Raw genomic sequence first — 21,538 nt, 5'->3', positions numbered from 1 at the left:
TTAGGCAAGAAGATGGCCCCCTGACCCCCCGGGCGCGCAAGATGCCCGTGCTCGACACCCCGTACGGGACGGGAGGGCCCACCGCGCATCGTCAGTGACCCGGGTCCCGATCAGCGCTTTCGCCGCTTCCGTCGCCTCCCCCGTCACCGGTGCCGTTGTCCCGCTGGTGACCGCGGCGGGCGTCCCGGTCGAAGATCCCCAGGATCTCGCACGGTCCGCCCTCGGCGCCGATCGCGTGCGGCATCATCGTCGGGAATTCCGCGGCCTGGTTGGTCTCGATCCGGAAGCGGCGGTGCCCCAGCATCAGGATCGCCGTGCCGGACAGGACCACGAGCCATTCGCGCCCGGGGTGCGCGCGCATGCGGGAGGGGTTGTCGGGTGGCGGCTCGGTCATGCGCTGGCGAATGACCGTCATGCCCGGTTCACCCTTGATCGGCCAGCGCATCTGCCCGCGAGCGGCGTCGATCATCGGGCTGGTGACGACATCGTCGGTCGCGGTCTCCACGAGCTGGTCCAAGGTGGTGTCCAGCGCTCGGGCGAGCGTGACCAGACTGTCCAGCGCCAGGCGGCGCTGGCCGTTCTCGATGCGGCTGAGCGTGGACTGGCTGAGCCGGGCTCGGGTGGCCAGTTCCTCCAGGGACCAGCCCTGCGCCACCCGCAGCGCGCGGATGCGCTTGCGTACCAGGCTGTCCAGGTCGCCATCTTCTTGCGTCATAGGCAACATTGTATGCCCGCACTGCAAGTCGCGGTTAGCGTCGTGTGCAGACGGCCCCGGACCACCGGGCCGGCACGAAGGAACACCCGGAAGGGAACCCGACGACATGGACGACATCGACGACATGTCCGCGACGACTACCGCCTACGCGACCGACGCACTGCCGGACGGGACCGTCGACGCCGTGGTGATCGGCGGCGGCGCCGCCGGTCTGAACGGTGCGCTGATGCTCGCCCGCTCCCGCCGTTCAGTCGTCGTGATCGACAGCGGCACCCCCCGCAACGCGCCCGCCGAGGGCGTGCACGGCCTCCTCGGCCTGGACGGCACCCCGCCGGCGGAGCTGTACGGGCGGGGCCGTGAGGAAGTACGCCGCTACGGCGGCCTCGTCGTCTCCGGCGAGGTCTCCGCCGCCGAGCACGCCGCCCCGTCCACCGACGGCGACCTGCGCTTCACGGTCACCCTGACCGACGGCCGCGCCCTGGCGGCGCGCCGCCTGCTGGTGGCCACCGGTCTGCGCGATGCCCTCCCCGAGCTCCCCGGTCTGGCGGAGCACTGGGGGCACAGCGTGGTCCACTGCCCGTACTGCCACGGCTGGGAGGTGCGCGACGAGCCGATCGGCGTCCTCGCCACCGGCCCCGCATCGGTCCACCACGCCCTGTTGTTCCGCCAGCTCACCGACGACCTCGTCTACTTCGCGCACGGCACCGAGCTGGACGACGAGACCCGTGCGCGCTTCGCCGCACGCGCCATCCGCGTCATCGACACCCCGGTCGAGGAGGTCGTGGGGGACGGCTCCGGCGGGATCCGCGGCGTGCGTCTGGCCGACGGGCCGGTCGTCGACCGCCGCGTCCTCGCGGTGGCGACCACGCTCGTGGCCCGCACCGAGGGCCTGGCGGGCCTGGGCCTGCCGGTGGAGGAGCTGCCCGGCGGCGGCCGCCGCTTCGCCTCCGGCACGGCCGGCGCCACCGACGTGCCGGGGGTGTGGGTGGCGGGCAACGTCACCGACCCGATCGCCCAGGTAGGGGCCTCCGCCGCCGCCGGGGCACTGGCCGGCGCGCACATCAACGCGCTCCTCGCCGTCGCCGACGCCGACGCGGCGGTCGCGATCCTCGCCCCGGCGGAGACCACCGCCACCGCCTGACGCCTGACGCCTGGCGCCGCGCACCTGACGCCCGGCGCCCGCGGGCACGCGAACGCCCGCTCCCGCCCCACCCCCGGCAGCGCCGGACCTGGTCCGGCGCTGCCTTTCCCATGTCGTTTTCCGGGAGGAACCCCTGAGTACGCACCAGCCCGCACGGGCCGCGGCCCCCGAAGTGCCCGGCGGCGCCGATCGTCACGACGGTCCGGACGCACGTCGGCTGCGGACCGTCCTGATCACCGTGTGCATCGCGTTGATGGCCGTCATCGCCTCGGTTTCCGGGCTGAACGTCGCTCAGCCCGACCTCGCCGTCGAGTTCGGCGCCTCGCAGAGCACCGTCCTGTGGATCATCAACCTCTACACCCTCACGCTGGCCGCCCTCCTGCTCCCGCTCGGAGCGCTCGGGGACCGGCTGGGGCGCAAGCCCACGCTGATCGCCGGCCTGACCGTCTTCGGCAGCGCGAGCGCCCTCGCGGGTCTCGCCCCGTCCTCGGAGGTCATGCTCGCCGCCCGCCTGCTCAGTGGCGTGGGCGCCGCGATGATCATGCCATCACCCTCGCCGTGATCACCTCCACCTTCCCGAAGGAGCAGCGCGGCCGGGCCATCGGCGTGTGGACCGCAGTCGCCGGAGGCGGCGGCATCCTCGGCATGTTCCTCTCCGCGACGCTCGTGGACGTGGCGAACTGGCGCTACCTCTTCGTGCTGCCCGTCGCCCTGGTCGTCGCGGCCCTGGCCCTGTCGCTGCGCGTGATACCCAACTCCCGTGAAAGCCACGGCCATTCCTACGACACCGTCGGCGCGCTGACCTCCGTCGTCGCCGTGGCCGGTCTCATCTTCGCCCTCCAGGAAGGGCCCGAGCGCGGGTGGTCCGATCCCACCACCCTCACCGGCCTCGTCGCCGGGCTGCTCGCCGCCGTCGCCTTCGTGGTCCGGGAGCTGCGCCTGAAGGACGCCGCCCTGCTCGACGTACGGCTGTTCCGCGAGCGCGGACTGGCCGGCGGCTCCCTCACCCTGCTGACGGTCTTCGGAGTGCAGGCGGGGATCTTCGTGGTGCTCTTCCCCTTCTTCCAGGCCGTTCTCGGCTGGTCGGCCCTCATGTCCACGCTCGCGCTGATGCCCATGGCCGTGGCCATGATGCTGGCCTCCGGCCTGGCGCCCCGGCTGGCCGCTCGCGTCGGTGCCCGCTCGGCCATGGCAGCCGGCATCCTGCTCGCCGGCGCCGGCCTCGCTCTGATGGCCGGCATCGTCTCCGTCGACGGCGGCTACCCGTCCGTTCTTCCGGGCATGCTCGCCATGGGTATCGGCATGGGCCTGGCGATGACACCCTCCACCGAGGCCATCACCGACGCCCTGCCGCGAGCACGCCAGGGCGTCGCCTCCGCGCTCAACGACGTCACCCGCGAGTTCGGCACCGCGCTGGGTGTGGCCCTGCTCGGAGCACTCCTGTCGGCCGGCTACCGCGATGCCGTCGAGGGACGGCTCCAGGACATCCCGCAGGGCGCCGCCGACGCCGCACGGGAGGGCGTCGCCAACGCCGTGGCCGCGGCACACGACGCGGGCCCCCGGGCGCAGGCCCTCGTCCACGCCGCCCGGCAGTCCTTCGTCGAGGGCTGGCAGCAGGCCATGTGGGCGGGTGTAGCCGTCATGGGCGTCCTGTTCCTGTACGTCCTCGCCCGCGGCCCGAAGAACCCGGAGCCGGAGCCGGGGACCCCGGTGTCCGTCCCGGAGCCGGCCGCGGACCCCGAGGTCCTCTCCGCGAGGTGACACGGAGACAAATGCCGCTATGTCATCATCGAGTTCATGAGTGAAGTCGAGACCCTCCCGCTGCGACTGACCCACCTCGATGCCGTTCTCGATCTCGGCTACCGGGCCTTCGACGTGAAGGCGATGCCCTACACCTCCTGGTCGCTGTCGTCGGTGGCGGCGCACTGGGACGCCCAGCCGGACGCCTGCTGGATCGCCCGCGACGAGCAGGGACTGCTCGGTTTCGTCCTCGGATCGCTGTCTTACGACGAGCGCGAGGACTGGGGCTACCTGGAGTGGATCGCCCTGGAGGAACGCGCCCGGGGCCGGGGAGTCGCGAGTTCCCTGGTCGAGCACTGCTGCGGCGCGCTCTTCGCCGCGGGGGCGTCCCGGATCATCACCGACGTGGAGAGCGGCAACGCGGCCTCCGCCGCGATGATGCGGCGCAACGGGTTCACCGAGAAGGTGACCGTCACCCTCTTCGTCCGCCCGAACCCGCGGGAACACACCGGCACGGCCTCGTACTCCCCCCAGGATCCGGCCAGGTCCCGGCTGCGCCGCGCCGCCCGGGCCGGCGGAGCCGCGGCAGGCCCGGCGGGCGCGGGTTCGACGGGCACGGGTTAGCCGGGCGCGGGGCCGCTCGCATAGGCGACCGGTCCGGCCTCCCCGCCGGGCCGCGGGTCCTGGCCCGGCGCGTGCGCGCGCCCAGACGTGCGCCTGCGCGCCTCCGCGCGCCCCCGCAGCAGGGATGACCGCGGACCGGAGCCCCCACGAACATGAACTGCCGCCATCATCCGGAGCAACTCGGTCAACACGGGGGAACCATGGGACGACGCTGGCTGGTCACGGGATGCTCCTCGGGGCTCGGGCACGCACTGGCCACCGCGGCGGCCCGGGCGGGGGACGAACTGGCCGTCACCGCCCGCAAGACCGCCGACCTGGAGGATCTGGCCGCCGCCTGGCCCGGCCGGATCGTCCCGATCCCGCTCGAGCTGCGGGACGACGCCTCCTGCGAGGAGGCGGTCCGCACCGCGGCCGAGCGCCTGGGCGGCATCGACATCCTCGTCAACAACGCCGCCGTCGGGCTGTTCGGCGCGGTCGAGGAGGTCTCGGACGCCGAACTCCGCGACCAGTTGGAGACCCTGGTCGTCGGTCCCTGGCGGCTCGCGCGCCTGGTCCTCCCGCTGATGAGGGCCCAGGGACACGGCCACATCCTCAACGTCTCGTCCGTGGTCGGACGGTTGGCCTTCCCCGGTCTGGCGGCCTACACCGCCGGGAAGCACGCCCTCGAAGGCATGAGCCGGACCCTCGCCATGGAGGCGGCCCCCCACAACATCCGCGTCACCGTCATCGAACCGGGCATGTTCGCGACGCGCTACGGCACCTCCATGGCCGAGGCCGCCCACCGGGTCCCCGCCTACGACGCCACCAACCGCGAGATGCTCGAAGGAGCCCGGGGTCTCGCCGACAGCCCCGAGACCGGACGCCCGGAGTACTTCGCCGAACGGGTCCTCGACATCGTCGCCACCGAAGGTCCCACGCCCCTGCGGATCCCCGTCGGCGACGACGCCTTCGGCTACATCGACGCCTCGGAGGAGGCGGACCGCGCCGACCTCGCCGCGGCCCGCCTCCTCGTACGGGGCCCACTCGTACAGGGCCCGCCCCAGGCCTGACGCCGGGCCGCGGGGCAGCCGGTTCAGCGGGCGGCGGGGAACACCTTCAGCCAGGTGCCGCCCGGAAGCGCGGTGGCGTCGGCGTAGCCGCACCCGTCGGCCTGCGCGGCCGCGGCCCCGTAGGACACCTCGATCCGCACCTTGGGGAAGTCGGCGGCGAAGGCGGCCACCGCGGCCCGGCCTGCCTGGCTGGGCCCGCGTTCGCCGAGGAGCCGGACCGTGCCCTGGTCGATGCCGCGGATCCACTGGCGGAAGGACTGCGGGCGCATCTGCTGACCCGGTGCCATCGTGGTGCGGATCTGGTCCGCGACCTGGTCCAGGACGGCGGCGACCTCGTCGAGGGGCGCCGCGGTGCTGCTGGGCGCCGGGTACAGGAACGAGGCGTGGGGCTGCTGGTCGACGGCCGTGACCGTGCCCTGGAAGCGGTGGCCGTCCGGGCCGGCGACCTTGGCGTCGAAGGTCGCGGTGACCGCGGCCAGGGGGCTGCCGGCGTAGCTCCTGACCCACCACCCGCCGTCGCCCGGCTCGGCGTCGCCGATTCCGTAGCTCCCGTACAGGCCGTCGCCTGCCTGGAGGAGTTTCGCCGTGCCGCCGCCGAACAGGGCGTTGCGGTAGCGGACCTTGAGGGAGAGTGCCGGGAAGTCCCGGCGGAAGTCCTTGATCACCGACCGGCAGGAGTGGCACGGACCCATGTCGGAGTACAGATCGACCGTGCCCCTGCGGACGGCGGCGATCCGCGTCCCGTACTCCGCCGTGCTCCGGCAGCCGAGGTGGTGGTAGATCGCGTCGGCGAGGAGGTTCACGACCTGCCGCTCGGCGTCCTTGCGGTGCTGGATGCCGCGCAGGGCGCCGGTCCAGTCCGAGGGTTCGGGCAGGTCCTGGTAGTAGTTGTCCCCGCGCAGGTCCTGGTGCGAGACCCCATCGATCTCCCCTTCGAGGTCCGCGTACCCGACGAAGGCGATCGAGTACCGCAGTCGCGCCTTGTTCCTGAATGCCGCCGTGGTCATGGGCCCCCCACTCGCTCCCGGCGTACGCCGCGACCCGGCCGGCCGGCCGGATCCCCCTCGCCGCACCCCGCCGTCCCAGCATGGCGAGGAGCGATGACCGACGGCTGAACGAATGCTCAACGCCCGTTCCCGGAGGGCAGGATGGCCTCCCGAATCGGCCGAAATTCGATCATGTCGAAGGAAACCGAGGCGAACGCGGATTCGTTCGACCTTGTGCCAGAACCCTCAAGGGGCCCTGACCGAGGACCGATTCGGGGCCCCACCCAAGGAGTCATACCGTGCGCATCCTCTTCACCGGCCCCGCTTCGGTGGGACATCTGTTCCCGATGGTGCCGACCGCCCAGGCACTCCAGGCCGCCGGTCACCAGGTGCTGTTCGCCGTTTCGGCCCCGTACGACCAGATCCGGCAATCCGGCCTGCCCACCGTCGAGATCGGCGACGGCTCGACGCTGCTGAAGGCCTTCCGGCGTGCCTCGAACGGCTCGGACCTGCAATTCGTCACGGACGGCAAGAGCCCGCAGGAGACCGAGCGGAGCGCCGCGGCGGGCTTCGCCGAACACGGGCGGGTCTCCATCGACGACCTGTTGGCCGTCGCCGCGGCCTGGCGACCGGACGTCATCGTCCACGCCGCCTTCCAGGCCGCCGCTCCCCTGGTCTCCGCGGCCCTGGGCATACCGGCCGTGGTCCACAACTTCGGCGTGATGTCCGGCCTCGGCATGGTCGGCCGGCTCGCCGACCTGCTGGCGGACGAGTACCGGACCCGTGGGGTCGAAGGCCCGGCCACCCACACCGTCCTCGACGTCGTACCGCCCTCCCTCGGCGGGGACGGCACCGGCTGGCGCGTCCGCTACGTGCCGCACAACGGCGGCGGTTCGGTTCCGCGCGATCTCGTGGCCCGCGGCTCCCGGCCCCGGATCGCCGTCACCCTGGGGACCGTGGTGACCGCGTTCGCGGGCGTCGGACCGGTGACCCGGGTGATCTCCGAGGCCGCTTCCGTCGACGCCGAGTTCCTGCTCGCGGTCGGCGACACCGATCTGCGCCCGCTCGGCACGCTTCCCGACAACGTCCGGGCGCTGCCCTGGGTGCCCCTGGCGCAGCTCCTGGACACCGCGGACGCGATCGTGCACCACGGCGGCGCCGGCACCATGCTCACCGCCGCTTCCCTGGGCGTCCCTCAGCTGATCCTCCCGCAGGGCGCCGACCACTTCATGAACACCGATGCCGCGACCGGCCTGGGCTTCGCCCTCCGGACGACCGGCGACGAGGTGGACGCCGACCTGCTCGGCCGGCTCCTCACCGACGAGGCCCTCCGCAAGGGGGCCGCCGCCACGCAGGCCGAGATGGCCGCACTCCCCTCCCCCACCGACCTCGTCGCCTCCTTCGAGGCCATCGGCTAGGTCGGGCCGGGAGGCCGGTTCATTCGCCGGTCAGCAGGCGCAGCCTCGGTGTGGCTGCGGCCATCGCGAGGCCGGCCACCAGCGCCAGCCCGCCCAGGGCGATGTAGAGGGCGGCGCCGGTCAGGTGGGTGGCGACCTGGCTGCCGATGGCGTCGCCCGCCGCCGCGGCGAGGAAGAAGAGGCCCACGAGCTGGGATCCGGTGCCCGCAGGGGCCAGTTTGTGGCTGATGGACAGTCCGGTGGGGGCGAGGAACAGCTCCCCCGTGCTCAGCAGGACGTAGAGGCCGACGAGCCAGAGCAGCGAGATGTGGGCGCCGCCGGTGGCGTGGCTCGCGGCGAGCGCGAGCAGGAGGAAGGACAGCCCTCCGAGGACGAGTCCGGTGGAGAACTTCGCCGGGGAGGAGATGCGCACCTTGCGCCACACGAAGGCGAGGACCCCGGCGAAGGCGATGGTCATGACGGGGTTCAGGGCCGCCTGCCAGGTGACCGGGATCCCCATCATGTCCACGTGGTCCGCGGCGAACAGCTGCACGTTGGACGCGGCCAGGTCGAAGATGCAGAAGAAGGCGACGGCCGCCGCGAACAGCCGTGCGTAGGCGCGGATGCCCGCTCGTCCCCGCTCGTCGAGGTCGGTGCGGCGCAGCAGGGTGACGAGGTAGCCGACCGGTACGACCACGGCCAGGACCGCGAACGCGGTGAGTGCGTGGGGCAGGGTCAGCGTCCCGGTCGCCCGGGCCGCGGCGCCGGCGGCGACGAGCCCGGCCGCGCACCACAGCGCCCGGACGGCCACCGTGCGGGCCTCGGCGCGGGTGAGGGGGCGGCCGGGTGCGTCGGCGGCCTCACGGAGGCTGCCCGAGGCCTGGAAGACGCACAGGCTGAGGGCCATGGCCACGGCCGCCGTACCGAAGGCGACGTTCCAGCCGAAGTGGAGTCCGAGCCAGCCCACCAGGAGGGTCGAGGCCAGGCCGCCCACGTTCACGCTGGCGTAGAACTTGCTGTAGGCCGCGTCCCGTTCCTGGTCGGTGCCCCGTGCGTACAGCTTTCCGACCAGGGCGGTCATGTTGGGCTTCTGCAGGCCGGTGCCGACGGCGATGAGGACGAGGCCGGCGTAGACGCCGCCCGCTCCGGCCTCGAAGGCGAGTGCGAGGTGGCCGGCCAGGATGGCGAGCCCGCCCGCCAGGGCGGTCTTACGGGCGCCGAGCAGCCGGTCGGCGATCCAGCCGCCCGGCAGGGCGGTGAAGTAGCAGGCGGACAGGTAGGCGCCGACGAGGGCGACCGCCGTGGTCTTCGACATGCCGAGGCCGTGGGCGGTGTCGATCAGGAAGAGCGCCAGTACCGCGCGCATTCCGTAGAAGGACCTCTAAGGAGAACCGCTCCGCTGCTTCGCTCAGGCACAGCGGCAGCAGACCCTTGCGGGTGCGGTTCTCTGCGATCACCTCCGCCCTCTGCTCCGTGGACGTCGACATGATGGCGTTCCAGCCTCTCGGGGTGTGGGCTCCGGCTGTTCCGGCTCCTTCCAGCCAACACCCCGCAGGGGCGTGTGCGCACCGGCCGAAAGGAGGGAGCGGCCCACGATGAGAGACCCGGGGCCAAAGTCCCGGGCCCGCTCCCGGGCTTCAGGCGGTGACTGCGGGCTTGAGTACTTCCCGGCACCACTGGCGGAGGGTCGTGGGCGCGGGCAGACGGCCCGGGGCCGCCTGGTCGGCGTCGTAGATGCCGTCGTTCTGGGCCGCGGCCATGTCGGCCAGGCCCTGTGCCCAGGCGTCGCTCATCCCGTGGCCGGCCATCGTCGTGCGGTACGTTCCGAGGTCGGCCCGGAGCGCCCGGACCGGCCGCTCCAGAACCTCGGACATGGTCCGCGCCATGCCCTCGGGGGACAGGACGTCGCTGCTCATCACCGGGACCTCGCCCTGGCCGGTCCAGGAGTCGTCGAGCAGCAGGCGGGCGGCGGCTGCGGCGATGTCGCGGGTGGCGACGGTCGCGAGGGGACGGTGCACGGCGTTCGCCGTGAAGAAGGTGCCCTCCGCGATCGATGCGGCCTGGCCGAGGAGGTTCTCCATGAAGAAGGGCATGGCCAGGGGCCCGGTAGTCGACGCCGGTGCTCTCGATCAGCCGGTCCATGGCGAACGCGGGCGACAGCAGTCCGGCGGGCTTGCCGTAGGCGCGGCCGAGACTGGTGATGCCGACCACCCGCTTGACGCCCCGCGTTTTGACGGCCTCGCAGGCCGGGCGGGTGAAGTCGAGGTAGTGGGCGAGGACGTCCTCGGCGCGGGGATCCGGCGGAACCAGCCACAGGACGCTGTCGGCGCCCTCGAACGCCTCGGCGAGCACCTCGGGGTCGCTGTGCGAACCCCGGACGACCCGGGCGCGCTCGCGCACGGCGGGATCCAGCCGGGAGGGATCACGGGCGATCACCCGGAGGGGGTGGTCGCCCTGAGCGAGCGCGCCGAGGACTTCGCGGCCGATCCGGCCCGTGGGTGCGGCCACCCGGCTGGTGCACGCCGTGGGCGGCGGCGCCACGCTCGCGCTCATCGCCACCCCCGAGGAGCGCCGGGACCTGAGCGTCTCCCGGCTGGCGCGGGAAGCGGTCATCGCCGCGATCACGACCGACGCCCCCTCCCCGGCTGCCCCCGGTCCCGCCGGAGCGGCGATCGCCCTGCAGGCGCTGCTCCCCCGGACCACCGGGCTGACGCCGGGCGAGCAGCTCCTGCTCGGCGAGCTGCTCGCCCGCATCGCCGGTCAGGCCCCGGCCTGACCCGGGCCGGGCCTGCCCCGGGGCCTGACCCGGGACCAGGCCCGGCCGGGCGTCAGGGCTTCATCTCGTACGCCCCGGCCAGGGCCTCCACCCGGGCCCACACGCGCGCCGAGCGGTCCGCGTCCACCGCCGGGCGGCGGACCGCTCCCAGGGCCCAGGCCTGCTGGTCCGCGGTGGCGGAGTCCTTGCCGTGCAGTTCGACGGCGTGCGCGGAGAAGTCCCGTACGAGGACGCCGAACAGCTCGTCCAGCACGTCCTCGTCCAGGCCGGTCAGCCGGGCCTGCTCCAGGACGAGCTGGCCGTGCACCACCAGGGCGAAGAGCTGGCCGACCGCCAGGAGGAGGTCGAGGTCGCGGCTCTGCCGCTCGTCGGGGGCGGCGGTCTCGACGAACGCACAGAGGGCGTCGGCCTGTGCGCGGAACCGGGCGACGTTGGGCACGGCGGCGTAAGCGTCGTAGGCCGGACGCCAGTCGTGGAACCGTACGGACCCCAGGCCGCGGGCCGGGCCCTGACGGAAGAGGAACCCGTCGTCGGCCGCGTCGAGGCGGGTCGGGACGGGGGCGTAGTCGGCCGGTTCCAGCAGGTGGTTGCGCATGAACTTGAGGATGAGCGCCAGGTTGACGTGGACCGTGCCCTCCAGCTTGGGCAAGCCTCGGATCTCGACGGCCGCCTGGGCGAAGTAGGTGTCCTTCTCGAAGCCCTTGGCCGCGATGACGTCCCACATCAGGTCCATGACCTTCTCCCCCTCCGTGGTGACCTTCATCTTGGTCATGGGGTTGAACAGGAGGTAGCGGCGGTCGTCGGGGCCGGCGGAGCGGAAGTAGTCGACGGCACGGTCGCTGAAGAGCTTCATCCCGACGAGGCGGACGTACGCGTCGGTCAGCTCGCGGCGCACGTGCGGGAAAGCGGTGACGGGGCGGCCGTAGAGGATGCGGCCCTGCGCGTGGGTGACGGCCTCGTACATCGCGTGCTCGCAGATGCCGATCGAGGCGGTGCAGAGGTTGAACTTGCCGACGTTGACGGTGTTGAGGGCGGCGTCGAAGGCGGCGCGGCCGGTGTGCAGGACGTCTTCGGCGCCGACCGGGTAGTCCGTGAGGCGGAACTCGCTGACGTACTTGGAGGAGTCGACGACGTTCTTCACCACGTCGTACGCGGGGTGACGGCTGTCCGCGGCGAAGAAGACGTAGCCGTCCGGGCCCTCGACGTCGGTGCGACGACCGAAGACGGACACGAGTCCGGCGGCGTTGCCGTTGCCGATGTAGTACTTCGAGCCGGTGGCCCGGAAGCCGCCCGAACCGTCGGAAGCCGGCTCCAGCAGCATGTCGGTGTTGTAGATGTCCGCGCCGTGGGTCTTCTCGGACAGGCCGAACGCGAACACCTCGCCCGCGTCCAGGAGTTGGGCGGCGCGGTCACGGGCGGCGGCGTTGTCGCTCTGCCAGACGGGCCCGAGACCGAGGATGGTGACCTGCCACGCGTACCAGTAGTCGAGGCCGTAGAAGCCGAGGATCTCGTTGAGGGCGGCGATGCGCGCGGTGTCCCAGCGCTTGTCGGGCCCGTCCTGGCCGGCGGCCGGTTCCGGGGTCAGGAACGTCGCGAAGAGCCCCTCCTTCGCGGAGAACGCGAGGAAGTCCCCCAGCCAGGCACGGGTGCGGTAGTCCTCGATCAGCCGGCGCTTGCCGCGCTCCTCGAACCAGTCGACCGTCGCACGCAGCAGCCGGCGGGTCTCGGGGTCGAAGTGCGCGGGGTCGTAGGTGCGCGGGTTGAAGAGCAGCGGGTCGCTCATGGGCGTTCGCCTTCCGGTCGGAGGATTCGTCGGATGAGTCGAATGAGGGGTGAAGAGGACGGGACGGGGAGGATCAGGAGGAGGAAACGAGGGCGCGGCGGCGTCCGGTCAGGAGGCCGTCAGCCGGTGGAGCGTGGCCAGTACGTCCTCCAGCCAGGCGAGCTGCATGCGCTCGTAGGCGATGCCGCCGCGGAGCACGACGTGCTGGAGTTCCCGCCCGGCGTCGGCGGGGCCCGGGGCCGGAGCCTGCGGTCCGGTGAAATCGCGGAGCTCCCCCGCCAGGTAGTGCGTGAGCCGGTCGGCGTGCGTCCGGTGGTGCCGCTCGACCTCGCGGATCAGGGCGGCCGGATCGTCGAAGGCCGCGCCGCGGATCTTCACGGCGAGCTCGTGGCGGACGGTGTCGGCCTGGATCGGCTCGTGGAGCCAGGTCGAGAGGGCGGCGCGGCCGGCCGCGGTGACGGAGTACTCCTTCTTGTCCGGCCGGGTCCGCTGCGGCACTTCGCGGACGTCGAGCCGGCCGTCGGCCTCCATCCGGTTCAGCACGCGGTAGATCTGCTGGTGGGTCGCGGTCCAGAAGTAGCCGATGGAGCGGTCGAACCGGCGGGCCAGCTCGTATCCGGAACCCGGCTGCTCCAGCAGGGAGACGAGGATCGCGTGCTCAAGTGCCATGCCCCGATCCTTCTATGCAACTCGTTGCATAGACAAGCGCCACCGCGAGGGTGAGACGCGGCTCACCCGCGCGCTCGGTTAGGGTCGGCGGGACAGCGCATCGTTTCCGGACCGACGAACCATCATGAGGAGCAGCCGTGAGCCAGCCGGCGTCCACCGCCCTGCAGCAGGAGATCGCCCGGGAGCTCCTGGTCGCCGAAAGCTTCGACGCCCAGCGGGAGATCGAGCGCCGGGTGGCGTTCCTGGCCGAGCGGCTCACGTCCACCGGCCTGCGCTCCCTGGTCCTCGGAATCAGCGGCGGCGTGGACTCCACGACGGCCGGCAGGCTCTGCCAGCTCGCCGTGGAGCGGGTGCGCGCCGCCGGGCACGAGGCGGTCTTCTACGCCATGCGACTGCCGTACGGGGTCCAGGCCGATGAGAGGGATGCCCAGCTCGCCCTCGGTTTCATCAACGCCGACCGGGTGCTGACCGTGGACGTGAAGCCCGCGAGCGACGCGGCACTGTCCGCCTCCCTGGCCGGCGGGACCGTCTTCCGCGACGCCCACCACCAGGACTTCGTGCAGGGCAACATCAAGGCCCGTCAGCGGATGATCGCCCAGTACGCGGTGGCCGGCGCGCACGACGGCCTGGTCGTCGGCACCGACCACGCCGCCGAGGCGGTCTCCGGCTTCTTCACCAAGTTCGGCGACGGCGCGGCCGACGTGGTGCCGCTGACCGGCCTGACCAAGCGCCGGGTACGGGCCTGCGCCGACGCCCTGGGCGCTCCGGCCGAGCTGGTCTGGAAGACGCCCACGGCGGACCTGGAGACCCTCGACCCGGGCAAGGCCGACGAGGACGCGCTGGGTGTCACCTACGACGAGATCGACGACTTCCTGGAAGGCAAGCCGGTCGGGGAGCGCGCCTTCGAGACGATCGTCCGCCGCTACCGCCTGACCGAGCACAAGAGGCAGCTGCCGATCGCGCCGTAACGGCGTCCGCGACGGGGGCGTGGGGCCGGCGGGCGTGAAGTCCGCCTCCTCCGGGTACTGGTCGGTCACGGCGGGCAACCACCTTGCCGGCTCGCCCAGGCGGTGCCCTTCACACCCCGAGGAGTCCCCGTGGCCGTCCTCAGCACGATCCTCGTGATCCTCGGCGCCTGGTGCGCCGCCAGTGTGGTCACCGCGGCCCTGTACACGGCCCTGCGCCGCCTCCATGTCCGCCGCCGGCGGGTGACGGCGGCCCTGCCGGTAGCCGCGGGCAGCGCACGGTGCGCCGGGCCGGGGGTGCGTACGGGCCGGCCCGGCCTCCCCGGTCAGTCCGCTCACTCGGGGCCTTCCGGTCGGCCCGGTCGCACGGACCGCTCCGGCCACACGGACGGCACCGGTCACACGGACCACCCCGGTCACGCGGACGGCTCCGGCCACGCGGACCGCCCCCGCCGCCCCGCTCACCCGTCCGGCCGTTCCGGGTGGGGACGCAGGGTCCCACCGCCGGACCTCCAGGCGGGCTGATCGTCACGATCCGTGTTTGGCTGACCGCATGACGTCCGCCAGCGGAACCTCATCCGGCCCGATGCCCGACGCCGCGCCCCGGCCCGCCGACGGCGCACCGGCGGGCCCTCCCGATCCCCGGCGCTGGTGGGCTCTCGCGGTCATCGGGCTGGCCCAGCTGATGGTCGTGCTCGACGCCACGATCGTGAACATCGCGCTCCCCTCCGCCCAGCGCGATCTGGGGATGTCCGACGGCAACCGGCAGTGGGTGATCACCGCCTACTCGCTGGCGTTCGGCGGGCTGCTCCTGCTGGGCGGGCGCCTCGCGGACCTCATCGGCCGCAGGCGGGCGTTCGTCATCGGCCTGAGCGGCTTCGCCGTCGCCTCCGCCCTGGGCGGCGCGGCGAGCGGACCGGGGATGCTCTTCGCGGCCCGGGCCCTGCAAGGGGTCTTCGCCGCGCTCCTCGCGCCGTGCGCCCTGTCGCTGCTGGCCACCACCTTCGACACCCCGAGGGAACGCGCCAAGGCCTTCGGCGTGTTCGCGGCGATCGCGAGCGGCGGCGGCGCCGTCGGCCTGATCGCCGGAGGCCTGCTCACCGAATACCTGGACTGGCGCTGGTGCCTCTACGTCAACGTGGCCATCGCCGCGATCGCGGTCGTCGGCGCCTTCGCCGTCCTGCGCGGCACGGGACGTACGGGGGCGAAACTCGACGTCCGGGGAGCGGTCCTCGGATGCGGCGGACTCGTGGCCATCGTCTACGGGCTGAGCGAGGCCGAACCGCGCGGCTGGTCCGACGGCCTGGTCATCGGCCTCCTCGCCGGCGGTACCGCCCTGCTCGCCGCGTTCGCCTGGTGGCAGACACGGGCGAGCGACCCCATGCTGCCGCCGCACATCATCAGGGACCGGACGCGGGCCGGCTGCCTCGTCACCATGGCGCTGGCGACCATCGGCCTGTTCGCCCTGTTCCTGTTCATGACCTACTACTTCCAGCTCGTCCTCGGCTACTCCCCGGTCAGGACGGGGCTGGCCTTCCTCCCCATGACCCTGGCGATCATCACCGGGGCGACCCAGGTGTCCGCGCGCTTCCTCGACCGGCTCGCCCCCCGCTCGCTGATCGTCCCCGGGCTGCTCCTGGCCACCGTGGCCCTGGTCCTGCTCACGCGGCTGACCGTGGACTCCGCGTACGCGACCCATGTGCTCCCCGCGATGCTGGTCCTCGGGTTCGGCATGGGCCTGGTGTTCATGCCCGTGATGTCGACGGCCACCCAGGGCGTGGCGCGGAGGGACTCCGGGGTCACCTCGGCCACGGTCAACACGGCCCAGCAGGTGGGCGGGGCGATCGGAACGGCGCTCCTCAACACCATCGCCAGCACGGCCGCGACGGCCTACGTCGCCGCGCACCTCGCCGGTCCGGCGGAGTCGGCCCACCGCGTCCCCGGGTCCCCGGCGCAGCGGTTGATCGAGGCCCAGGGCGTGGTGCACGGCTTCGGGGTCGCACTCTGGTGGGCGGCCGGCATCATGCTCCTGGGCGCCGCCGTGGCCGCCGTCATGGTCACGGCCCCCGCACCAGCGCTCCGGCGCGAGGTGCGGGGCGCGGCGGTCGCCGCTCCGACGCCCTGACGGGGCCGGTGCGACAGACGGGGCTCACGGGCCCGGCGGGGCCGGCCGCGCGGCCGGCGGGAGCAGGGTCGTGGCAATGCCCGCGAGCACCGCCGCGAGTCCCGCTTCGAAGCCGGCGTCCTGGTCCCGGAACATCTCGGGGCCCGCCTCGGCCGTCAGCGGGAAGCCCGCGAGCCGTTCGGCGCGGGCCTCCAGGTCGTAGCCCTCACCGTCCGAGCCGGGCAGCGGGCCCATCGACTGCTCCTCGATCACGTACCCGATGGTGTAGCTGTAGGCGGTGAACCAGGCGCGGGCCGCCCCGGCGGCCGTGAAGCCGCCCGCGACGAGCGTCCGCAGATGGGCTTCCATGGGAGCGGCGTAGCTCATGTCGGTGAAGTGCGTACCGCTGTAGACCTTGGCTCCGTCCCGGTAGCGCAGCAGGTGCCCCCTCAGGCCCCGCATCGCTGCTTCCAGTGCCCGCACCCAGTCCCGGGGCGGACGGGCCGCGTCCAGGTCCGCCGTCATCCGGCGGAACATTTCGGTGGCCATCTCGTCGAGCAGGGCCTGCTTGTCCTTGAAGTGCCAGTACAGGGCGGGTGCCTTGACGTCCAGCTCCTTGGCGATGGCCCGCAGGGTCAGCCCCTCCAGACCCACCTCGCCGAGCAGCCGCAGCGCGGTGGCGGCCACCGTCGCCCGGTCGAGCCGGGCCCGTTCGGGTTTCGCTTCTCGTTCTTCTTTGACCACCTTGACAACTTAACAGCGTTAAGCACATTCTCGTACCCATGACCGAACTTAACAGCGTTAAGGAAATCGGGGCTCCCGACGTGCTCGTCGTCGGCGCCGGCCCCACGGGGCTCGCCCTGGCCCTGGACCTCACCCGCCGCGGCGTCCACGCACTGGTCGTCGAGCGGGCCGGCACCCTCTTCCCCGGATCCCGGGGCAAGGGGCTCCAGCCCAGGACCCTGGAGGTCTTCGACGATCTCGGGGTCGGGGACGCGGTACGGGAGGCGAGCGACCACGCACCGATCGGGCGGATCTGGCAGGACGGCCGGCCCGTGGGCGAGCACGACATGCTCGGAGACGCCGGCGTCGGCGGTCCCACGGACACCGAGCCGCATCCGCGGGCCCGGCTCCTGCCCCAGTGGCGCACTCAGGAGATCCTGTTCGAGCGCCTCACCGGACTCGGCGGCCGGATCCGCTTCGGCACCGCCTTGACCGGCTTCGACCAGGACCCGGACGGGGTGAGCGCGAACCTCTCGGACGGCAGCACGCTGCGCGCTGCCTATCTGGTCGCCGCCGACGGCGGCCGCTCCACCGTCCGCAAGGCCCTGGACATCGGCATGACGGGCGAGACCGTGGATCCCGCGCCGATGGCCGTGGCCGACGTCCGGCTGCGGCCCGGCGCCCTGGACCGCGACCACTGGCACCTGTTCCCGGGAGCGGACGGCGGCTTCGCCGCGCTGTGCCCGCTGCCCGGCACCGACGAGCACCAGTTCGTCGCACGGACCGAGGCCTCCGACGCCCTCGAGATCCCGGCCGCGGTCGCCGCCCTGACCCACCTGAGCGCCGAGGACGTCATCGAGGTCCGGTGGGCCTCCGACTTCAGGCCGCGCGCCGCCATGGCCGACCGGTTCCGCGCCGGCCGGGTGCTGCTCGCGGGCGACGCGGCCCACGTGCACTCCCCGGCCGGCGGCCAGGGCCTCAACACCAGCGTCCAGGACGCCTACAACCTCGGCTGGAAGCTCGGACAGGTGCTGCGCCACGGCGCGGACCCCGCGCTCCTGGACACCTACGAGCAGGAACGTCAGCCCGTCGCCGCGCACGTACTGGGCCTGTCCACGCGGATCCACCGCGGCCAGGCGGAGCGCGGCGACGCCACCCGCCAGCTCGGCCTGGGCTACCGGGGCGGCCCCCTCTCCGAAGGGGGTGCGGGCGCCCTGGAGGCGGGGGACCGGGCCCCCGACGGCCCCCTGCCGGACGGGCGCAGGCTCTTCGACTTGTTCCGGGGGCCGCAGTTCACGCTGCTGGCCGTCGGAACGGATGCCGAACTACCGCCTGTGAGCTCGGAGTTCCTGCACGTCCACCGGATCGGACCGTACGAGCCGTACGGCAAGGGGCTCTTCCTGGTCCGACCCGACGGGTACGTGGGCTGGGCGGGCGAGGACGCGACCGGACTGGTCCGCTACCTCGCCCGCCTGGCCCGCCCCGGCTCACCCGCGCCGGCCGGCTGAGGCGAGCGGCCGGGGCGGATCCCCCGTCAGCGCAGGGTGGGGATCACGTCGTTCGTCTCGTCGGCTTCCACGGGACCGGTGGTGCGCCGACCGAGCGCTTCCGGGGGCGTCTCGTCCGCACAGACGGTGCCCCGTGCGGGCAGGGCCAGGGTGGCCAGGTAGTCGTTGACGAGCGCGCTGACGCACGCGCTCCGGTTGTAGGCGGTGTGCCCCTCGGCGTCGAAGGTCACCAGCCGGCCTGCCTCCAGCGTCCCGGCCAGGGCCACGGCGTCGCGGTACGGGGTGTCCGGGTCTCCGGTCGTGCCGAGGACCAGGATCGGGGCGGACCCGGCCGCCCGGTAGGAGCCCTCGTAGCGGCTCGGGCGTTCCGCCTGCCACTGCGCGCAGGCGGGCGCGTGGTTGTGGTCGTAGGTGGGCGGTCCGAGGCCGATGGGCGGGCCGAGCAGGGGCGCCGAGGCCGACTGCGCGCCGACCATGGCGCCGAGGAGGAGCCGGCTGGTCGGGTAGACGCGGTCGGCGCACTCGACGGCCAGGTTGACGTTGAGGAAGTCGAAGGACCCGGGTGAGGGGGGTGACAGCAGGAAAGAGGTCTTGTGCGCCTGGGCCGCGGCCAGCGCCTCGCCCAGGTAGGGCCAGATCTCCTTGCCCGAGTTGATGTTGAACATCAGGCGGTAGGCGAGGGTGTAGCCGGTGGCCGGGCGTCCGCTCGGGGTGATGACCGGATCGGCGTCGAGGTCCCGCTTGAGCTGTTCGAAGGCTTCCCTGGGCTTGCCCGCGCCGAATCCGCAGGCGGTGGCGTTCTGTGCGCACCAGTCGAGGAACCGGCCGACGGCCGTGTCCAGCGCGGTGAACTGCGCGGCGTCGTAGGCGTACGGCACGTCGGCGTAGCGGCGCGGATCGTAGGCCCCGTCCAGGACCATGGCCCGCACGCGGCGGGGGAACTGGGCGGCGTACACGGTGCCGACGTAGCTGCCGAAGGACCGGCCGTAGAAGGTGAGCGTCTCCTCGCCGAGGGCCTGGCGCAGCAGGTCGAGGTCCTTGGCGTTCGACCCCGTGCCGATGAACGGGACGAGGTCGCCCGCGCGTTCCCGGCAGGCCGCGGCGAACTCCTGGCCCTGCCGGATGGCGGTCCGCAGGGCTCCCGGTCCGGGGACCCCGCGCGCGGCGTCGACGGCGGCCGAGTACTCCGCGTCGTTCCAGCACTCCACCTGGCCGCTGCGTGCCACGCCCCGCATGTCGTACCCGACGACGTCGAAGCCGTCACGGAGCGCGGCGGGGAGGGCGGCGTAGCTGTTGCGGGCGAAGTTCACGCCGGAGTTGCCGGGTCCGCCGGGGTGCAGCACCAGGACGCCGGTGCGGTGGGCCGGGTCGGCCGCGAGCCGGCGGGTGACGGCCAGCGGGATCGTGCTTCCCGTGGGCCGGCGGTAGTCCAGAGGTACCCGGGCGGTCGCGCACTCGAAGCCGTCGCCCTGGTCGTCGGCGCAGGGGCCCCAGGTGAGCACGGGGACGGGCGGGGCGGGCAGGGCGGTCGCCGTGGCGGCCCCCGGACCTGCTCCGAGGAGCGCCGTGACCGCGATCAGGACGAGGGCTATCCCCCACACCACTCGCTTGCGCGCATCATCGGCTAAACGGGTCTGCATGCGGTGAACTCCCTTGATGGCAGGTCGGAGGCAGGGGGACGACCCGGTTCGGGGGGAGGGTGGGGCGCCCCTCGCTCGGCTGAGCGGCAGCCTCAGGTTCCCATCCGCGGGGCGGGCCGGGATAGACGGCGGGCCCGACCGGATGCGGAACGTACGGCCCCGGCCTGCGGATTCGGCCCCGGGTCACGCTGGGCCGACCGGATGAGGGCGGGCCGGCCCGGGGCCCCCGCCCCGGCCGGTGACCGGCAGGGCGCCGGCCGGGGCGGAGCGGCGGCGGCACCTGGCCTGCCGTTTGACTTTGGGCAGGGACCGGCCCCCGGTTGCGGATGCCGAGCGTGCGCGCGCCGAGTCCACTGACCGCGGTGATCACACGAATTGCGGTGGCGGACGCCCGCGAGGACGTGTGACGGTTCGCCCCATGGGCAACTCCAGGGCGTATCCCGTCTTCCAGACCACCGACGCACCCATGGCGTACAGGCAGGCCGAGCACCTGCGTACGTTGATGGCGGAGTGCGAGGGCAAAGCCGGGCTCTACGCCGAGCTGCGAACGGTCGAAGACGTGCGGCGGATGGTCACGGTCCTGCCGGAGGCGAACTTCGACCACCTGGACATGCGTGCCGGTCCTGCGGGTGAGGGCCTCTGGTTCGACCTCGACGTGACGACCGCGGGCGCCGCCGCACTGGAGGCACACCTGCCGCTGGATGTCACGGCAGACGTTCCGACGGGGACTGTGGAGGAGCGCTTCGTGGCGGCTCTCGGCCAGGGCATCGCCGACATCTGCTGGCGCGGCTTGTGGCCGGAGCACCCGGAGACAGTCCAATACGCGAGCGCGAACCACGACGGAGTCCAGATCGTGTTCCACGGCGAGGAAGCCCAGTTGAACCGGTGGACGGAGCATCACACTGTCTTCGTCCACGGCGGCAGTAACCGCGGGGCCCTGACCAGAGCCCAGGAGCTCGCCGCGCGCATCGGCGGCAAGGTCCTGGGCGAGCCACAGCTCGGATGGTGACCTGACGGCGCGGCGAGATCGCCGCGGCCTGTTGGTCCCGGCCACGGTCAGCTCGATGTCCGTCCAGTTCGCCGGGGTACCGCGGCTGGCGTGCCGGTCTTCGCGCGCAGGTTCCCGAACCCTCGCCGGACCCGGGCCGGGGTGAGTCCGTTCGGTTCCGCCGGCCGCTCCCACGGCCTTCGCAGAGGGCCGGTTCGGCCCAGCCCCGGGAGACGGCGGCACCGCGCAGGGATCGCTGCGACGGCCGCCCGCGCGACCCCTTCGAGGGGCGCCCTGCGGCATGCTGCCGAAGCCCACGGAGACGGGCGGGGCCGTCGTCCGGGAACTCCACCAGCTCGGCGGGGAGCGGGCGTTCGTCCGGTGCGCACCGCGCTCCGGTCCGCACCACGACCAGGTCCGCCGGCTCCCGGGGGGAGAGGAAGGGGGCCGCGGCCGGCTACGGATGGGCGGTGAAGGCGTGGTCACGGACGGAGTCCACCGGCGCCATGCCGGCAGCCGTCCGCGGGGTGCTGAGCGTCTCGCCGAACATGGTGTCCGCCATCCGGGCGCCCCCGTCCCACAACGCCAGGTTGTCGGTGGCGTCCGGCGGCAGCGGTTGCCCCCGCCGCCCGGGCGGCAGCCGGTGGGGCGACGGCAGGCCGACCGGCTGGTGGCTCGCCTGCACGTGGCGCAGACCCGGCTTCCCGGCCACCGACCGCGCACCCGAAGT

The 21,538-nt window shown here is 73.1% G+C and carries 17 protein-coding genes and 2 pseudogenes; 10 read left to right on the top strand and 9 right to left on the bottom strand.

Annotated features, from left to right (window positions below; all coding sequences use genetic code 11):
• Window positions 1–91: 91 nt before the first annotated feature.
• A complete protein-coding gene (locus ACFYM0_RS35095) occupies window positions 92–715 on the bottom strand; it encodes a helix-turn-helix domain-containing protein (RefSeq protein ID WP_388508913.1) in 624 nt (207 codons plus the stop codon).
• Between the two features lie 124 nt (window positions 716–839).
• Between ACFYM0_RS35095 and ACFYM0_RS35090 the strand changes: the two genes are divergently transcribed.
• From ACFYM0_RS35090 to ACFYM0_RS35075, 4 genes and pseudogenes are all read left to right on the top strand, one after another.
• Window positions 840–1,856: an NAD(P)/FAD-dependent oxidoreductase gene (locus ACFYM0_RS35090; protein WP_388509026.1), complete on the top strand. Its 1,017-nt coding sequence runs from the start codon at window positions 840–842 to the stop codon at window positions 1,854–1,856.
• Between the two features lie 133 nt (window positions 1,857–1,989).
• Window positions 1,990–3,617 (top strand): annotated as a pseudogene (locus ACFYM0_RS35085) (MFS transporter).
• A gap of 36 nt (window positions 3,618–3,653) precedes the next feature.
• Window positions 3,654–4,220: a GNAT family N-acetyltransferase gene (locus ACFYM0_RS35080; protein WP_388508910.1), complete on the top strand. Its 567-nt coding sequence runs from the start codon at window positions 3,654–3,656 to the stop codon at window positions 4,218–4,220.
• Window positions 4,221–4,420: 200 nt separating this feature from the next.
• Entirely contained in the window at window positions 4,421–5,269 is an 849-nt protein-coding gene (locus ACFYM0_RS35075) for an SDR family oxidoreductase (protein WP_388508907.1), read from the top strand.
• 23 nt (window positions 5,270–5,292) lie between these two features.
• On the opposite strand, the gene ACFYM0_RS35070 is transcribed toward ACFYM0_RS35075, so the two are convergent.
• Window positions 5,293–6,276, bottom strand: a complete 984-nt coding sequence (locus ACFYM0_RS35070) for a deaminase domain-containing protein (protein WP_388508904.1) — start codon at window positions 6,274–6,276, stop codon at window positions 5,293–5,295.
• A gap of 278 nt (window positions 6,277–6,554) precedes the next feature.
• On the opposite strand from ACFYM0_RS35070, the gene ACFYM0_RS35065 reads away from it, so the two are divergent.
• Window positions 6,555–7,673, top strand: coding sequence for a glycosyltransferase (locus ACFYM0_RS35065; RefSeq protein WP_388508901.1), 1,119 nt, complete (start codon window positions 6,555–6,557; stop codon window positions 7,671–7,673).
• Window positions 7,674–7,692: 19 nt separating this feature from the next.
• Here the strand turns inward: ACFYM0_RS35065 and ACFYM0_RS35060 are convergent, their stop codons facing one another.
• Window positions 7,693–9,018 (bottom strand): peptide MFS transporter, encoded by a 1,326-nt coding sequence (locus tag ACFYM0_RS35060; protein ID WP_388508898.1) that lies wholly within the window; start codon window positions 9,016–9,018, stop codon window positions 7,693–7,695.
• A 271-nt stretch (window positions 9,019–9,289) separates the two neighbouring features.
• Window positions 9,290–10,205 (bottom strand): annotated as a pseudogene (locus ACFYM0_RS35055) (NAD(P)H-binding protein).
• On the opposite strand from ACFYM0_RS35055, the gene ACFYM0_RS35050 reads away from it, so the two are divergent.
• The gene (locus ACFYM0_RS35050; protein WP_388509031.1) at window positions 10,147–10,428 is read left to right on the top strand and encodes a hypothetical protein; all 282 of its coding nucleotides are present in this window, start codon (window positions 10,147–10,149) and stop codon (window positions 10,426–10,428) included. The pseudogene ACFYM0_RS35055 and the gene ACFYM0_RS35050 sit on opposite strands and share 59 nt — an antisense overlap.
• Before the next feature lie 52 nt (window positions 10,429–10,480).
• Here the strand turns inward: ACFYM0_RS35050 and ACFYM0_RS35045 are convergent, their stop codons facing one another.
• Window positions 10,481–12,211, bottom strand: a complete 1,731-nt coding sequence (locus tag ACFYM0_RS35045) for an acyl-CoA dehydrogenase family protein (RefSeq protein WP_388508895.1) — start codon at window positions 12,209–12,211, stop codon at window positions 10,481–10,483.
• Window positions 12,212–12,319: 108 nt separating this feature from the next.
• The gene (locus tag ACFYM0_RS35040) at window positions 12,320–12,880 is read right to left on the bottom strand and encodes a PadR family transcriptional regulator (RefSeq protein ID WP_388508892.1); all 561 of its coding nucleotides are present in this window, start codon (window positions 12,878–12,880) and stop codon (window positions 12,320–12,322) included.
• A gap of 137 nt (window positions 12,881–13,017) precedes the next feature.
• Between ACFYM0_RS35040 and nadE the strand changes: the two genes are divergently transcribed.
• On the top strand, window positions 13,018–13,848 hold the full coding sequence (gene nadE / locus ACFYM0_RS35035) for an ammonia-dependent NAD(+) synthetase (RefSeq protein ID WP_388508889.1): 831 nt from the start codon (window positions 13,018–13,020) through the stop codon (window positions 13,846–13,848).
• Window positions 13,849–14,398: 550 nt separating this feature from the next.
• A complete protein-coding gene (locus ACFYM0_RS35030) occupies window positions 14,399–15,970 on the top strand; it encodes an MFS transporter (protein WP_388508887.1) in 1,572 nt (523 codons plus the stop codon).
• A 24-nt stretch (window positions 15,971–15,994) separates the two neighbouring features.
• On the opposite strand, the gene ACFYM0_RS35025 is transcribed toward ACFYM0_RS35030, so the two are convergent.
• Complete coding sequence (locus tag ACFYM0_RS35025) at window positions 15,995–16,693, bottom strand: TetR/AcrR family transcriptional regulator C-terminal domain-containing protein (RefSeq protein ID WP_388508884.1); 699 nt, start codon at window positions 16,691–16,693, stop codon at window positions 15,995–15,997.
• Window positions 16,694–16,731: 38 nt separating this feature from the next.
• On the opposite strand from ACFYM0_RS35025, the gene ACFYM0_RS35020 reads away from it, so the two are divergent.
• A complete protein-coding gene (locus ACFYM0_RS35020; RefSeq protein ID WP_388508881.1) occupies window positions 16,732–18,180 on the top strand; it encodes an FAD-dependent monooxygenase in 1,449 nt (482 codons plus the stop codon).
• A 26-nt stretch (window positions 18,181–18,206) separates the two neighbouring features.
• Here the strand turns inward: ACFYM0_RS35020 and ACFYM0_RS35015 are convergent, their stop codons facing one another.
• Entirely contained in the window at window positions 18,207–19,820 is a 1,614-nt protein-coding gene (locus ACFYM0_RS35015) for an alpha/beta hydrolase (protein ID WP_388508878.1), read from the bottom strand.
• A 418-nt stretch (window positions 19,821–20,238) separates the two neighbouring features.
• Here ACFYM0_RS35015 and ACFYM0_RS35010 point away from each other — a divergent pair, with 418 nt between their 5' ends.
• The gene (locus tag ACFYM0_RS35010; protein WP_388508875.1) at window positions 20,239–20,829 is read left to right on the top strand and encodes a hypothetical protein; all 591 of its coding nucleotides are present in this window, start codon (window positions 20,239–20,241) and stop codon (window positions 20,827–20,829) included.
• A gap of 436 nt (window positions 20,830–21,265) precedes the next feature.
• On the opposite strand, the gene ACFYM0_RS35005 is transcribed toward ACFYM0_RS35010, so the two are convergent.
• A complete protein-coding gene (locus ACFYM0_RS35005) occupies window positions 21,266–21,520 on the bottom strand; it encodes a hypothetical protein (protein ID WP_388508872.1) in 255 nt (84 codons plus the stop codon).
• Window positions 21,521–21,538: the final 18 nt, after the last annotated feature.

The sequence above is a fragment of the Streptomyces sp. NPDC006487 genome, assembly GCF_042870555.1.
Classification (GTDB): domain Bacteria; phylum Actinomycetota; class Actinomycetes; order Streptomycetales; family Streptomycetaceae; genus Streptomyces.
The sequence above is the reverse complement of the archived record's forward strand: the minus strand, read 5'-3'. Positions and strand labels throughout refer to the sequence as shown.

Bases quoted from the DNA above. Each gene is read 5' to 3' on its own strand.
- ACFYM0_RS35095 (WP_388508913.1), bottom strand. From the start codon at position 715: ATGACGCAAGAAGATGGCGACCTGGACAGCCTGGTACGCAAGCGCATC.
- ACFYM0_RS35090 (WP_388509026.1), top strand. From the start codon at position 840: ATGTCCGCGACGACTACCGCCTACGCGACCGACGCACTGCCGGACGGG.
- ACFYM0_RS35080 (WP_388508910.1), top strand. From the start codon at position 3,654: ATGAGTGAAGTCGAGACCCTCCCGCTGCGACTGACCCACCTCGATGCC.
- ACFYM0_RS35075 (WP_388508907.1), top strand. From the start codon at position 4,421: ATGGGACGACGCTGGCTGGTCACGGGATGCTCCTCGGGGCTCGGGCAC.
- ACFYM0_RS35070 (WP_388508904.1), bottom strand. From the start codon at position 6,276: ATGACCACGGCGGCATTCAGGAACAAGGCGCGACTGCGGTACTCGATC.
- ACFYM0_RS35060 (WP_388508898.1), bottom strand. From the start codon at position 9,018: ATGCGCGCGGTACTGGCGCTCTTCCTGATCGACACCGCCCACGGCCTC.
- ACFYM0_RS35045 (WP_388508895.1), bottom strand. From the start codon at position 12,211: ATGAGCGACCCGCTGCTCTTCAACCCGCGCACCTACGACCCCGCGCAC.
- ACFYM0_RS35040 (WP_388508892.1), bottom strand. From the start codon at position 12,880: ATGGCACTTGAGCACGCGATCCTCGTCTCCCTGCTGGAGCAGCCGGGT.
- ACFYM0_RS35030 (WP_388508887.1), top strand. From the start codon at position 14,399: ATGACGTCCGCCAGCGGAACCTCATCCGGCCCGATGCCCGACGCCGCG.
- ACFYM0_RS35020 (WP_388508881.1), top strand. From the start codon at position 16,732: ATGACCGAACTTAACAGCGTTAAGGAAATCGGGGCTCCCGACGTGCTC.
- ACFYM0_RS35015 (WP_388508878.1), bottom strand. From the start codon at position 19,820: ATGCAGACCCGTTTAGCCGATGATGCGCGCAAGCGAGTGGTGTGGGGG.
- ACFYM0_RS35010 (WP_388508875.1), top strand. From the start codon at position 20,239: ATGGGCAACTCCAGGGCGTATCCCGTCTTCCAGACCACCGACGCACCC.